Source organism: Paenibacillus sp. JL3B1040 (assembly GCF_057063165.1).
Genome location: NZ_CM169317.1, coordinates 5,173,890 through 5,188,212, shown reverse-complemented (window position 1 = coordinate 5,188,212; position 14,323 = coordinate 5,173,890). Strand labels below are relative to the sequence as shown.

The 14,323-nt window shown below is 56.6% G+C and carries 9 protein-coding genes; 5 read left to right on the top strand and 4 right to left on the bottom strand.

What is annotated here, in order from left to right; translation table 11 throughout:
- The first annotated feature begins 263 nt into the window (after nt 1-263).
- Nucleotides 264-1,715, top strand: a complete 1,452-nt coding sequence (locus tag ACZF99_RS23800; RefSeq protein ID WP_483607364.1) for a S41 family peptidase — start codon at nt 264-266, stop codon at nt 1,713-1,715.
- 132 nt (nt 1,716-1,847) lie between these two features.
- Nucleotides 1,848-3,209, top strand: coding sequence for a PDZ domain-containing protein (locus ACZF99_RS23795; RefSeq protein WP_483607363.1), 1,362 nt, complete (start codon nt 1,848-1,850; stop codon nt 3,207-3,209).
- 337 nt (nt 3,210-3,546) lie between these two features.
- On the opposite strand, the gene ACZF99_RS23790 is transcribed toward ACZF99_RS23795, so the two are convergent.
- From ACZF99_RS23790 to ACZF99_RS23780, 3 genes are all read right to left on the bottom strand, one after another.
- On the bottom strand, nt 3,547-4,197 hold the full coding sequence (locus ACZF99_RS23790; protein ID WP_483607362.1) for a transcriptional regulator: 651 nt from the start codon (nt 4,195-4,197) through the stop codon (nt 3,547-3,549).
- Between the two features lie 547 nt (nt 4,198-4,744).
- On the bottom strand, nt 4,745-5,626 hold the full coding sequence (locus tag ACZF99_RS23785; protein WP_483607361.1) for a flagellar motor protein MotB: 882 nt from the start codon (nt 5,624-5,626) through the stop codon (nt 4,745-4,747).
- Complete coding sequence (locus ACZF99_RS23780) at nt 5,623-6,456, bottom strand: flagellar motor protein (protein ID WP_483607360.1); 834 nt, start codon at nt 6,454-6,456, stop codon at nt 5,623-5,625. Before ACZF99_RS23780 ends, ACZF99_RS23785 begins: the two co-directional genes overlap by 4 nt.
- Nucleotides 6,457-6,718: 262 nt before the next feature.
- On the opposite strand from ACZF99_RS23780, the gene uvrB reads away from it, so the two are divergent.
- Both uvrB and uvrA read left to right on the top strand, forming a co-directional pair.
- Nucleotides 6,719-8,710, top strand: coding sequence for an excinuclease ABC subunit UvrB (gene uvrB / locus ACZF99_RS23775; RefSeq protein WP_483607359.1), 1,992 nt, complete (start codon nt 6,719-6,721; stop codon nt 8,708-8,710).
- A 715-nt stretch (nt 8,711-9,425) separates the two neighbouring features.
- The gene (uvrA, locus tag ACZF99_RS23770; protein ID WP_483607358.1) at nt 9,426-12,305 is read left to right on the top strand and encodes an excinuclease ABC subunit UvrA; all 2,880 of its coding nucleotides are present in this window, start codon (nt 9,426-9,428) and stop codon (nt 12,303-12,305) included.
- Nucleotides 12,306-12,419: 114 nt separating this feature from the next.
- Here the strand turns inward: uvrA and ACZF99_RS23765 are convergent, their stop codons facing one another.
- Nucleotides 12,420-13,907, bottom strand: coding sequence for an IS1182 family transposase (locus tag ACZF99_RS23765; protein ID WP_483606049.1), 1,488 nt, complete (start codon nt 13,905-13,907; stop codon nt 12,420-12,422).
- Between the two features lie 177 nt (nt 13,908-14,084).
- Here ACZF99_RS23765 and ACZF99_RS23760 point away from each other — a divergent pair, with 177 nt between their 5' ends.
- A complete protein-coding gene (locus ACZF99_RS23760; RefSeq protein ID WP_483612930.1) occupies nt 14,085-14,171 on the top strand; it encodes a putative holin-like toxin in 87 nt (28 codons plus the stop codon).
- Nucleotides 14,172-14,323: the final 152 nt, after the last annotated feature.

The following is a 14,323-nucleotide window of genomic DNA, read 5'->3' as shown; positions in this document are numbered from 1 at the left end:
ATTAACACCGAGAAGGTTGGATGAAGCTAGAGACTGAGCAGCGGAGCGTAGTCGTAGGCTACGTGAGCAGCGGAAGGCTCGGCTGAATTCAAGATTCGATGTCGATTAGGCAACATGAAAGTGCATCGTGATCATAAGCCGATTTTAAAACCACCTTATATTGTAAATATTTCTCATAGGCGGGACATATACTATGGGACGTTCAAATTCGGACGGGCCGGGCACGTTCCCGGGCGCGTCCATCTTTTGGAGGCGGTGATAGGATGTTTAAAGGTCGTACGGTAACCCTGCTCGTTGTCGCAGCGATGCTGGTCAGCAGCTTGTTGACGTTAACGCTGACGGGGGAATGGAGCTTTGCCGGTACGGGACCGCTGCGCAGCGGAATTTTTGCCGATACCGCCAACCCAAGCTCGAAGGATGGTATTCGAAAAATCGAAACGGCCCTGAAACTGGTCGAGAAAAATTACGTCGAGGACGTCGATGCGAACAAACTGGTTGACGGAGCCATCGACGGGATGATGAAAGCGCTGGAGGATCCGTTTTCCTCCTATATGGCGCCCGATACGGCGCAGCAATTTTCGGAGCAGATCGAGGGATCGTTTACGGGAATCGGAGCGGAAGTGTCCATGGAGAACGGCAATGTGGTCGTCGTTTCTCCAATCAAGGGCTCTCCTGCGGAAAAAGCCGGCATTCAGCCGAAGGATATCCTGCTGTCGGTGAACGGCGAATCGTTCGAGGGCTTGAGCCTGAACGAGGCGGTGTCCAAAATCCGCGGGCCGAAGGGGACGAAGGCCAAAGTGAAGGTCAAACGGGCCGGTATCGCCAGCCCGCTGGAATTTGAGATCGTCCGCAACGACATCGCGCTGGAAACCGTGTACGCGGAGATGAAGGAAGGAAAGATCGGGGTCATCGAGGTGACCGAGTTTTCGCTCAATACGGCGGATCGTTTCAAAAAAGAGCTGGACGCTTTGGAGAAACAAGGCATGAAGGGCCTGGTGATCGACGTGCGGAGTAATCCGGGCGGGGTGCTTGACATCGTCGAGACGATGGCGGAGATGTTCGTGCCGAAGGGCAAAGCGATCGTCCAGATCGAAGACAAGTACAAACGCCGGCAGCAGTCGGTTTCCAAAGGCAGCAGCAAGTCCTATCCGATCGCCGTTGTCACCAACAAGGGCAGCGCGAGCGCCTCGGAGATCCTGGCCGGAGCCCTGCAGGAATCCGCGGGGGCGAAGCTGGTTGGCGAAGCCACCTACGGCAAAGGCACGGTGCAATCGAGCTACAGCCAGGAGATGGGCGACGGCAGCCTGCTGAAAATCACCATCGCCAAATGGCTGACGCCAAACGGCGAATGGGTTCACAAGAAGGGGATCCAGCCGGACATTGCGGTGTCCCAGCCGGATTATTTTACGGTGGCCCCAATCAATAAGGAAAAAACGTACAAATACGATATGCTCGGCGAGGATATCAAAAGCGCCCAAACGATGCTGAACGGACTCGGATACGACCCGGGCCGGAAGGACGGTTACTTCGATAAGAACACTGAGAAGGCGCTGAAAAAGTTCCAGGCCGACCAGAAGCTTACGGCAAGCGGCGTGCTGGATGAGAAAACTGCCGTGGCGCTGGAAAGCAGCCTGGTCAAGCAGATCCGCGATCCGAAGAACGACGCACAGCTTAATCGTGCGCTGGAGATCGTGCGGAAGGAAATCGCCTCGTAAATGTCGAATCCCTTAGAGGGCTGAAATCCGGCCCTCTTTTTTTCTGATTTGGCGGTAGATTATCAGTTGAACCTCCGCGTTTTTCTGAATGGAAATGTTTAGCTTATACGGAAAAAGGAGCGTGAGCACCCCTTGGATCTCATTCTGGAAGGATTGTGGAGTCTGGCGGAAGCGGGGGCGCAGCTGTTGCTGCAGCCGTTTTACTATATTTCGATCATCGTCGTCCTGCTGATTTATCGCAGGCAGGTGGTGCTGGAGCGCCGTCTGTTTCATGTTCGCCTGCACAGCTGGGGCTTGCAGACCTGGCGAACCGCCCTTAGCGGTTTGCTGACGGGGCTGGCGGCTTCCGTCGTTTTCGCTTTCCTGGGAATGAATTTGACGATGGAGGGGATCCTCTGTCTTTGGGCGGTTACGTTCGTGCTGATGTTGCTCCGCATCCGCTATTTATGTTTGGCTTACGCCGTGGGATTGCTCGGCCTAATCCAGTTTGCGCTGAACTTGTTCCCCGGGTTTGCGGGCAGCGGCTTGGTGAGCGACGTCGTGCGGATCGTCCGGGAATTGGATATTCCGGCGCTGCTCTGCCTGGTGGGGCTGCTGCATCTGGCGGAGGGCCTGTTGGTTCGCTGGCAGGGCGCTTCGTTTGCCGGCCCGTTGTTTTATGAAGGCAAACGGGGCAAGCTGATCGGCGGGTACCAGATGCAGAGCTTGTGGCCGGTGCCGCTGTTCCTGCTCGTTCCGGCGCAGACGGCCGGCGGGTTGCTGCCGTGGACGCCGTTGTTCGGCGGGGATGCGTGGCAGGGCGGCTTTAGCCTGATGGCGCTGCCGATCGTGCTCGGGTTCTCGGAGATGACGATGGGGCTGCTGCCGAAAGACAAAGCGCGCATCTCATCGGCGCGGCTGCTGGGTTACGGCGCGGTCGTCACCGTGCTGGCCCTGCTTACGGCCTGGTGGAGCCCGCTGCTGCCGGTGGCCGCACTCGCGGCGTTCGTGCTGCACGAAGCGCTGATCTGGCTGAGCCGTTACGAGGAGCAGCAGCGCAGCCCGTTGTTCGTCCACCCGCAGGGGGGACTGAAGGTGCTGGCGGTGCTGCCGGGCAGCCCGGCGGAAGAGCTGGGCATTCGGGCCGGCGAGTCGATCGTCAAGGTCAACGGCGTGCCGGTGCCGACCAAGGAAGATCTGCATGCGGCGCTGCGGATCAACCCGGCTTTTTGCAAGCTGGAGGTGCTGAATCTCGCGGGCGAGAGCAAATTCCTCCAGCGCGCCATCTACGCCGGCGACCACCACCAACTCGGCGCGATCCTCGCGCCGGATGAGCTGGCGCCGGCGGCGGTCCGGCTGCAGCCGCTGTCGCTGCTGCAGCTGCTGCGCCCGCGCGCGAGCGCCCGCGCGGTGCGCGGCGCTCGGGGCGCCACGGCCGCGCCGCAGCGCGAAGCGCGGGCGGACGGCGGCGCGCCGGCGGCGGCCGACGGGCCGGGCCCGGCCGCCGAGGCGTAGGCCGCGCGCGCGGTGCCGCGGCGCCAGGCCCGTGCCAGGCCCGCGGGCCGCAGGGCTGCCGCGCGGCGCAGCACCCCCCGCCGGGGAGGCCATTGCCTCTCCCCGGCGGGGGGTGCTTGGCTAACGGACCCGGATGCCGCTATTTGCATGAGATAAGCAGCCCTGGGGGGGTGACGGACTCAGATGCTCTTATTTGACCGGAATGGAGAGTGACCCCTCTATTTTACCTGAAATAAGTGCTCCTCAGTCCGTTAGGGCAGGAAATACTGTGGGAAATAGCAAATAAGGTCACTGGGGTCCGTTGCTAAAAATCCTGAGTTGGGAGTACGGGTGGCCCTTAACGCGCAAGGCGATAAGTCCGGTAACGTTTTTTTCCGCTGGCAACGGATAGTTCCTGTTTTTGCGCCAACCCATGCAAGATACGTCTGGCATGACGGTCCGTAATCCGCAAATGCTCCGACAGCTCAAGTGGACTAAAGGGCCGTAGCAGCCGCCTCGCAAAACGTACCGTTTCCGCCTCCAGCCAATCCAAGTCTGGTTGTACCGTTGTAGTCATGAACCTGCCGATAAATGACAAGATCAGCTGTTGGCATTGTTTCGGCTCCTCCACGACAGACAAATAAGCGACCGGGAGTAGCGTCCAACCGTCCAGTGCCAGCAAGCTGTGGCGCCAGCATAAATCCTTAAAGCGCCGGACGTCCAAATCCCTCGCGTGGGGGCCGTATCCTTGAATTTCAATGGCCCCTTTCGCCGAGCCTGCCCCCGGGAGATAAGCGAGGTCCAAGTACCGATAACCGTTGTTGAAATCCCGCACCTCCCATTCCGGGGATAAGTAATCAAATTGTCCAACGGCAGGGAACCAGACGAATCGCAAAAATTCCATGGTACCATGTCCCAATCCCTTTTTGAGGAGCTCCAACCGTCTGGGGTTCTTCTCCTCCTCCATTTGACGGGCCATCCACGCATCAAAAGCTTGATTAAACTTCATTCCAACTCAACCTTCCCTCCATTTGTGAAAATAAAAACGCCGCCCCGATCCCATTCCACCAACTAAGGGTAGAACGAGGATCAAGACGGCGTGTGCTTCACAGCCTAGTTGAACATAGTTTATCGCGTCTAACGTACTCTGGCAATAGTTTTCGTAGGAGGTTTTGATTAGGAGGTACCCGCTGAGCCGTTGATTGTAACGGACCGTAGTGCCCTTATTTCATTCACAGTAACTGGTCTTGAATTCTAACGGACTCCAGGGACGTTATATGGTGTAATTTTTTGTGTTAACGCCGATATGCCAGCCAATAAGGTTTCTCCCGTCCGTTAGCTGGGGAAATAGGCCGGGAAATAGCGAATAGCGTCTCTGAGGTCCTTTAGAGTGCAGGGAGGCGTATGGACCAGGGTCTCAAGGTTCAGGGACGCAAACCCCAAACCCCCAAATCTTGGACTAGACCGTGAACCGGGCCATCCCTACTAGCGTTCAGAGTTGACGGAACATGGCTGAACGCAGGCAATGTTCCTGTTCCGTCAAGCGCCCTCCGCCCCTATTGCTGCAACTGCCGCAGCACCGTGATTTCCACCCGGCGGTTCTTCTGGCGGCCTTCGGAAGTGTCGTTGTCGGCAGCCGGGCGGGTGTCGGCGTAACCGGCGTATTGGAAGTGTAGCGGATCGAGATTCTCCTTGTCGATGAAGAACCTTAGCACCGACAGCGCCCTCGCCCCCGACAGCTCCCAGTTGTCCTTGAATTCCGACGCGTACACGATCGGCAGATTATCGGTATGGCCCTCGATGCTGATCACCGTGTCGAGCTGACGGAACAAGCTGGCCAACTGGGTTAGCGTCTTGGCGGATCCGCTTTTCAATTCGGCTTTCCCGGTATCGAACAGGAACCGGTCGCTTAACGTGATCGAGATGCCTTTCGGCAAGTCGGCCACGCGGATCTGACCCTCAAGCGAATTGTCCTTGATATAACTCTCAATCACCTGCATCAAGTTGGCGAGCTCTTCCTCCTGCTTGCGAAAAGCGAGCTCCCGCTCCGTCAACGGCCCTTGGTCGGTGCTGTCCGCTTGCCTCGCCGTGGCTTGTCCCTCGCCTTGCTTGCTGCCGCTATCGGCCGAAGCTGGCGGATTCCTGTGGCTGTACCGGTCCTCCGTTCCCGTGATCCCGCTGCCCAGGTCCAGGATGGAATCCCCGCCTTTGAACGTGTGCTGCAGGGAGGCGGTCACCACTTCATATTTTTCCACGTCCAACCGGCTCATGGCATACATCATCACGAAAAAAATCAACAGCAGCGTAATCAAATCCGCATAGGTGATCATCCAGCGGTCCTTCGTATCGTTACGCTCCGCTCGGCGGCCGCGCCGGCGCGGTTCCCTCGGCAAACGGTCCGGTTCGGCGGCTTTGCCCGATTTGCTGGACAATCTCATAGCTCATTCTCCTCGGAGCTGCGCATGCGGGAGCCGCTTCCGAACGTAGTGGGCTTTTCCGGTTCGAATTCCGGCAGGAGCCGCGTGGTCTCGGCGGTAAAAGACTCCAGCTTGCGCCGCACGAGCAAAGGATGGTCGCCGTTCTGGATCGACAGGATGCCTTCCAGCATCATCTCCATCCGGTCGATCTCGTCGTCGCAGCGCGCTTTGATTTTGGAGGCAATCGGAAGGAAAATCAGGTTGGCGCTCGCCACCCCGTACAACGTCGCCGTAAATGCCAGCGCGATCGAAGGCCCCAACGCCGTCGGCTCGGACAAGCTGCCGAGCACGTGGATCAGCCCCATCACCGTACCGATAATCCCCATCGTCGGAGCGTACCCGCCGGCCGATTCGAAGATTTTGGCGTAGCCGTCATATTTTTTCGCAACCGCATCGATCTCGAGCTCCATGATCTGCCGTACCATCTCGCGGTCCGTCCCATCCACCACCAACTGAATGCCTTCGCGCAAAAAAGGATCCTGATGTTCGGCGGCTTTTTTCTCCAAAGCCAATACGCCTTCGCGGCGGGAAATCGACGACATCGAGGCGATATCTTCGATCGTGTCGCCCTGTGCCGGGGTTTTGCTCATGAACGCCAGCGCCAGCGCTTTGGGCACCGTGCGCAGCTTGGCGACGGGGAAACTGACCAACACGGCGGCGAAGGTGCCGCCAAATACGATGAGAGCGGCAGTGACCTGCAGCAAACCGGTCAACTGACCGCCTTCCAGCATAAATCCGCCCACCAGGGCGGCCAGTCCAACAATGATGCCTATCAACGTTGCAATATCCATGGATTGTGTACAACTCCTATTCTCGACTTACTGTTTGCATCTATAAGATGAAAAAGGTATAATACATGGGAACACCTATTCCTATTTTGATAAATTTAGGAAGGAGCTCACGGGTTAGGCTTGATTTATTCATCGGAATCATGACGATCCTAGTTTATATCGGGAACCGAACATGCGGAGGCAATCCTCTCATGTGCAGATAGAACGAATACCGAAAGACGCCTCTAGTATTCCATTTTAGACGATAGGGTGATGTTGGACAATGAGTGAAATCGTGGTTAGCGACAATAAATTTGAGCTGATCTCCGAATATACGCCGCAAGGGGATCAGCCGGAGGCGGTGCGAGAACTGGTGGAGGGCGTGCTTGCCGGGAAAAAACACCAGACCCTGCTCGGAGCGACAGGGACGGGGAAGACGTTTACGATCGCGCATACGATCGCGAAGCTCGGACGGCCCACCCTGGTCATCGCGCATAACAAGACGTTGGCGGCGCAGCTGGCCAGCGAGTTTCGCGAATTTTTCCCCAACAACTCGGTCGACTACTTCGTCAGTTACTACGACTATTACCAGCCGGAAGCCTACATTCCTTCCTCAGACACTTATATCGAGAAAGACTCCAGCATTAACGAAGAAATCGATAAACTGCGGCACTCGGCGACAAGCGCGCTGTTCGAACGGCGGGACGTCATTATCGTGGCCAGCGTGTCGTGCATCTACGGCCTCGGTTCGCCGATGGAGTACCGCAATTTGGTGCTGTCGCTGCGGGTGGGAATGGAGAAGCCGCGCAATCAGATTTTGAGCCGGCTGGTGGATATCCAATATCAACGGAACGATTTGAATTTCGTGCGCGGCACGTTTCGGGTGCGCGGCGATGTGCTGGAAATCTTCCCGGCATCCCGGGGCGAGCAGGCGATTCGGGTGGAGTTTTTCGGCGACGAGATCGAACGGATCACGGAAATCGACGTGCTGACCGGCGAATTGATCGGCGAACGCGAGCATGTGGCGATCTTCCCGGCGTCTCACTTCGTGACCCAGGAAGAAACGATGAAGATCGCCATCAAGAACATCGAACGCGAGTTGGAAGAACGGCTGGCCGAATTCCGCGCGCAGGGGAAGCTGCTGGAAGCCCAGAGGCTGGAGCAGCGGACGCGGTACGACATCGAAATGATGAAGGAGGTCGGCTTCTGCTCCGGGATCGAGAACTACTCGGGACCGCTGACCTTCCGTGAGCGGGGGGCGACGCCGTATACGTTGCTGGACTATTTTCCGGACGATATGCTGATTGTCATCGACGAGTCCCACGTTACGCTGCCGCAGATTCGGGCGATGTACAACGGGGACCAGGCGCGCAAGAACGTGCTGGTGGATCACGGCTTCCGCCTGCCTTCGGCGCTGGATAACCGCCCGCTGCGGTTCGAGGAGTTTGAAGAGAAGGCGACGCAGCTCATCTATGTATCCGCAACGCCGGGGCCTTACGAGATCGAGCACTGCGACACGATGGTGCAGCAGATTATCCGTCCGACGGGTCTGCTGGACCCGGTCATCGAGGTGCGCCCGACGAAGGGGCAGATCGACGATCTGATCGGGGAAATCCGCGACCGCATCGCCAAGGACGAACGCGTGCTGGTGACAACGCTGACCAAGAAGATGGCGGAGGATTTGACCGATTACCTCAAGGAAGTGGGGATCAAGGTCAGGTATCTTCACTCCGACATCAAAACGTTGGAACGGATGACGATTTTGCGCGATCTGCGGCTGGGGACGTTCCACGTGCTGATCGGAATCAATCTGCTGCGGGAGGGTCTCGACTTGCCGGAGGTTTCGCTTGTGGCGATTTTGGACGCCGACAAGGAAGGGTTCCTCCGCTCGGAGCGCTCGCTGATCCAGACGATCGGGCGGGCCGCGCGGAATGCGGACGGCCGAGTCCTGATGTACGGCGATTCGATCACCGAGTCGATGGATCGGGCGATCAAGGAAACCGAGCGGCGGCGCAGCATTCAGATCGCCTACAACGAGAAGCACGGCATCACGCCGCAGACGATCCGCAAGAGAGTTCGCGATGTGATCGAGGCCACCAAGGTGGCGGAAAGCAAAAACGACTACCTGGCCGATGCCAAGGGCAAGATGTCCAAACGCGATCGCGAAGCGATGATCGGCCGCCTCGAGGCCGAGATGAAGGAAGCGGCCAAGAACCTGCAGTTCGAGCGCGCCGCCGAACTGCGCGACGCGATCCTGGAGCTGCGCGCGGAGTGACGGAGCGGCGCTGTCCTGCTCGCTCCAAGCTCGCTGGGCCGGTTGATAAGGTTGGGGACGGCGGGATCGCGGCGTTGGGGCACGGAGCTCGCTGGCTGCGGTTCGGCCGCCGTGATCAGCGTCGTTGGCCGACCTCTAGGCTGGGCCGCCGCGGGTTCGCTGGGCCGGCTTTTGGGCCGGCATGGGCCCGCTATGGCGGACACCGTGCGGTGCAGGCTCAGGCCGGCTCGCACCGCCGCATGCTGGAGCACGCCGCCTCTCGCCGTTTCTCGCCGGAGACCGCTGCCTCACGCCGGTCTCTCACCGATCTCTCGCCGAAATGGCCGGGTTCAGGCTGTTGTAACGGAACTGAGCGACCTTATTTGCTCATGAGAGTACAGTTTCTCCTTTTAACGGACCGAGGAGACGTTGTTTACTCGAATGCGACCGAAAAAGCAGCTGTTCCTATCAAATAAGGCCGCTGGTGTCCGTTAGCCCGGGAAATATCCGGGAAATGGACGAATAAGGTCTCTACGGTCCGTTAGGCTTTTGACATCCGACTCAGCACCGAGAAGGTTGGATGAAGGAGAGAGTGAGTAGCGGAGCGTAGGCAGACCTACGTGAGCAACGGAGCGACCGACTGAATTCAAGATTCGACGCCGGATGTGATCCTGTGAATAGCATCGTGATGGGAAGCCGATTTTTAAACATCATCTAAATAAGGGAGATGAAGTTGTTGGGTAGAGAGAGCATCGTCATCAAAGGCGCCAGAGCGCATAATCTGAAAAACATAGATATCACCATACCGCGCGACAAGTTCGTCGTGCTTACGGGGCTGAGCGGCTCCGGCAAGTCTTCGCTCGCCTTCGATACGATTTATGCCGAGGGGCAGCGGCGGTACGTCGAGTCGTTGTCCGCTTATGCCCGGCAATTTCTCGGGCAGATGGATAAGCCGGACGTGGATTCGATCGAAGGCTTGTCCCCGGCCATTTCCATCGACCAGAAGACGACAAGCCGCAACCCGCGTTCAACGGTGGGGACGGTCACGGAAATCTATGACTATCTTCGCCTCTTGTTTGCCCGGATCGGGCATCCGCACTGCCCGGAGCATGGGATCGAAATTACGTCCCAGACCGTGGAGCAGATGGTTGACCGCATTATGCAGTATCCGGAACGGACGAGATTGCAGATTTTGGCCCCCGTCATTTCCGGCAAAAAAGGCGAGCACAAAAGCTTGCTCAGCGAAATCGCCAAGCAAGGCTTCGTCCGGGTTCGGGTGGATGGAGAACAACGCGATCTGTCGGAGGACATTGAACTCGAGAAGACCAAAAAGCACACCATCGAGGTCATCGTTGACCGGATCGTGGTCAAAGAGGATGCACGCAGCCGGCTAGCCGACTCCATCGAAACGGCGCTCAAAATGTCCGGCGGGCAAATCCTCGTCGATATAATCGGCCAAGAGGAGCTTCGCTTTAGCTCCAACTATGCCTGCCCGATTTGCGGGTTCAGTATCGAGGAGCTGTCGCCGCGGATGTTTTCGTTCAACAGCCCGTTCGGGGCGTGTCCGGAATGCGACGGACTTGGCGTGAAGATGATTATCGACAAAGATCTGCTCATCTCGGACCGGTCCAAATCCATTGAAGAGGGCGCTTTTGAAGCCTGGGCGGGCGGTACCTCCAACTACTATCCGCAATTCTTGAGATCGGTTTGCGAGCATTTCCATATTCCGCAAAATGTACCGGTTTCCGAGCTGACCGCCGATCAGATGGACAAGCTGCTGTACGGGACCGGAGAAACGAAGGTTCGGTTCCGCTATGAGAACGACTTTGGCATGAGTAGAGATGCCTACGTAACGTTCGAGGGGGTCATCCCCAACCTGGAGCGGCGTTACCGGGATACGGCCTCGGAGGGCATTCGCGAGTTCATCGAGGAGTTTATGGGCTCCAAACCTTGCGGCACCTGTCATGGACATCGGTTGAAGAAGGAAGTCCTGGCGGTGACGATCAACAATCGGAACATCGCGGATGTAACGTCATTGTCGATCGGCGATGCAAGAGAATTTTTTAATAATCTGGAGCTTACGGACAAGGAAAAATCCATCGCCAACCTGATCTTGAAGGAAATCAACAGTCGGCTGGGGTTTCTGGTGAACGTCGGTTTGGAATATCTGACGCTTAGCCGGGCGGCCGGCACTTTGTCCGGCGGTGAGGCGCAGCGGATCCGACTGGCTACGCAAATCGGCTCCAGCCTGATGGGCGTCCTGTATATCCTTGACGAGCCGAGCATCGGGCTGCATCAACGGGACAACGATAAACTGATCTCGACGCTGACTCATATGCGCGATCTCGGCAATACGTTGATCGTCGTCGAGCACGACGAAGATACGATGCTGGCCGCGGATCATATCATCGATATCGGGCCCGGGGCAGGGATTCACGGCGGCCAGGTGATCTCACAAGGGACGCCGCAGGAAGTGATGAACGATTCGCGTTCGCTGACCGGCCAATATTTAAGCGGCAAGAAGTTTATTCCGGTGCCGTTGACGCGGCGCAAGCCGGACGGCCGCTGGTTAGAGGTTAAAGGCGCCAAGGAGAACAATCTGAAGAACATCAACGTGAAATTCCCGATCGGCGTGTTTACGGCCGTGACTGGGGTATCCGGCTCGGGGAAATCGACTCTCGTCAATGAAATCCTGTATAAGACCCTGGCCCGCGACCTGAATCGGGCGAGAGTGCGTCCGGGGCAATACAAGGAGATCAAGGGGCTTGAGCATGTGGATAAAGTCGTCGATATCGACCAGTCTCCGATCGGCCGCACCCCGCGATCCAATCCGGCGACGTACACCGGCGTTTTTGACGACATTCGCGACCTGTTCTCGCAAACGACCGAGGCGAAGGTGCGCGGCTACAAGAAAGGCCGCTTCAGCTTCAACATCAAAGGCGGCCGCTGCGAAGCCTGCAAAGGCGACGGGATCATCAAAATCGAAATGCACTTCCTGCCGGACGTTTATGTTCCTTGCGAAGTTTGCAAAGGCAAGCGGTACAACCGGGAGACGTTGGAAGTGAAGTATAAAAACAAGAGTATTGCCGATGTGCTGGAGATGACGATCGAGGATGCCACGGAGTTTTTCCAGAACATTCCGAAAATTCATCGCAAGCTGCAAACGCTGCTGGACGTTGGTTTGGGTTACGTGACGCTGGGACAACCGGCTACGACGCTGTCCGGCGGGGAAGCCCAACGCGTGAAGTTGGCTTCGGAATTGTATCGGCGCAGCACGGGCAAAACGATTTACATCCTGGACGAACCGACGACCGGCCTGCATGTTGACGACATCGATCGGCTGCTTAAGGTGCTCCATCGCCTGGTTGATTCCGGGGAAACGGTGCTCGTCATTGAACACAACCTGGACGTGATCAAGACGGCGGATTACCTGATCGACTTGGGCCCGGAAGGCGGCAGCGGGGGAGGAACGGTGATTGCTACCGGCACGCCGGAGGCCATCGTGAAGGTGGAGAACTCCTATACCGGCCGTTACCTGGCTCCGATCCTCAAGCGGGATACGGAACGCACTGCGCAGCTTAACGAAGTGGAAGTGGAAGATCGGGAAGTCGTATAGACATAAATCAAAGCAGCCTCCGTAAGGAGAGCCCTGCAAAAGCCTCGTTTCTAGGTTATTGGGGGCTCGGAACTGGAAAATAAATTCGATAAAACGGAAAAAGCAGCTTCATCCTCACCCGAGGATGGGCTGCTTTTGCTCTTTTAACTTCACCATCCGTTTTACGTTTACAACAAACGCGGTGAGGTAGGCTTGTATTCGCATGCGGAAGAGACCCCGGTACCTGGCTGTATCCATACCGTGGAATCTCTTCATTTCCGCGTTCTTGTGTTCAATGATCGGTCTGCGCTTGATTCGTTCCTTGAACGTATCACTGAACTCGAACTCGATCTGTTCCTTATAATGTTCGGCGATGATCCGAATCGAGTAAGTCTTACTCTTGGCGCCCGGCTTGTAGCATCCTTCGCGCAGCGGACAGGTTTTGCATTTCTCGACGTCAAAGTAAAAGACGAGTGATCGGCTCTCTCCGCTGGTCTTGCTGCCTTGAATCGCCTTCCGTTTGTTTCGCTCACCGGCCGGACAAACGACGAAATCGGCATCCTTGTTATACTCGAATCCTTCTTGACGCTCGCCCCCTTCGTGGACAATTGGGTTTAAGGGCACGACAGGCGATATGGTTTCCTTTTTCATTCTCGCCAGATTATCCTTGCCCGAATAGGCGGTATCCGCAATGATTTCGTTTACGGTTACACCGTTTGCTGTGGTTTGTTCGAGCAATGCCGGTAATTGCTTGCCGTCGTCAGTGCTTCCCGGTGTTACCTCCAGCGCGGTAATGATCTCTTCCTCCGTCATGGCGATATGTTCTTTGTAGCCAAAGAACGATTTGCTACTACTCTTCCAGCCGAAACGTGCATCCGGGTCGATGGCGGAGAGAATCCCCTTTTGTGAGAGGAGTCGCTCATCCTCGATGATTTGTTTGGCGATGCCCAGTTTCTCACTCACCGCTCCTTCATGGTCCGGAAGCAGTTCCTCCACGGTCTCTCCCAGTTGCGCCAAGTAGGTCAGCATGGTTTTCTCCGCTTCCGTATCTTCGCTTTTAACGGAGGGCAGCTTAGGTAGTTTCTTCTCCAACTTGGGGTGGCGTTTGACTACGACGCGAAACAGACGCTTGGCCGCGTCACGCAGCACGTCGAACGGCTTTTGTTTTGGGCTGCCGGCCCGTGTATGCGTGGCATCCAGGATAATGGTTTTGCTTTTGACTAAGCCTTGCTCAATGCATTGACTGACTACATGCTTCAGTACGTCTTCGACCTGACTTGCTCCTAGCCGGTGATTACGAAACCGCGACAGCTGGGAGGCGTCTGGCAGCGGATCCTCCGGATTGATCCCGAGAAACCACTTGTAAGCCAGATTCACCTCAGCTTCCTGAATCATTCGCTCATCCGAGAGGTTGTACAGGATCTGTAAGAACAGCAGGCGAAACAACAGTTCCGGCTCGTTTGCCGGTCTGCCGTAATACTTGCAGTAGGAATCCTCCACTAGTTCGTATACAAATCCGAAATCCACCGCAGCATCGATCTTGCGAAGCAGATGGTCTTCCGGCACAAGCTGATATAGCTCCGCATGGAATGATGCGGTTAGTTGTCTGGCTGGCTGCAGCAAAACGGCTCAACTCGCTTCTCTTTTTCTTCCAGTATACAGCAAACCCAGCACCGAAGGGGTACTGGGTTGCTTTTTACAGAAACTGTATTCGTTTTGCAGGGCTCTCCGTAAGGGGGCTGCTTTGATATTAACCTAATTCTATATGTGGTATATGAGGCTAAGGATGCTCTGGCGTTAATGATTAGCTTTGGTACGCTTCATATTGCGTTGATCGGGCTGATCGTTACGATCGTCTCAGCATTAAACCAAAACAAAAAGAAATAGGCCGCACCACTGGAAGGTAACCGACCTATTTCCGCTTGCATAATTCCTTCAGCCTACCGCCCTTAAAAGCGGCTGTTGCCGAGTGGTGATGTTCGCGCATCTCCGCTCTTTTTAATGTATCCTTCTAGTTCTGATGCTATCACAAATCCTGC

Coding starts and splice junctions, on each gene's coding strand:
- ACZF99_RS23800 (WP_483607364.1), top strand. CDS start 264: ATGTTTAAAGGTCGTACGGTAACCCTGCTCGTTGTCGCAGCGATGCTG.
- ACZF99_RS23790 (WP_483607362.1), bottom strand. CDS start 4,197: ATGAAGTTTAATCAAGCTTTTGATGCGTGGATGGCCCGTCAAATGGAG.
- ACZF99_RS23785 (WP_483607361.1), bottom strand. CDS start 5,626: ATGAGATTGTCCAGCAAATCGGGCAAAGCCGCCGAACCGGACCGTTTG.
- ACZF99_RS23780 (WP_483607360.1), bottom strand. CDS start 6,456: ATGGATATTGCAACGTTGATAGGCATCATTGTTGGACTGGCCGCCCTG.
- uvrB (WP_483607359.1), top strand. CDS start 6,719: ATGAGTGAAATCGTGGTTAGCGACAATAAATTTGAGCTGATCTCCGAA.
- ACZF99_RS23760 (WP_483612930.1), top strand. CDS start 14,085: ATGATTAGCTTTGGTACGCTTCATATTGCGTTGATCGGGCTGATCGTT.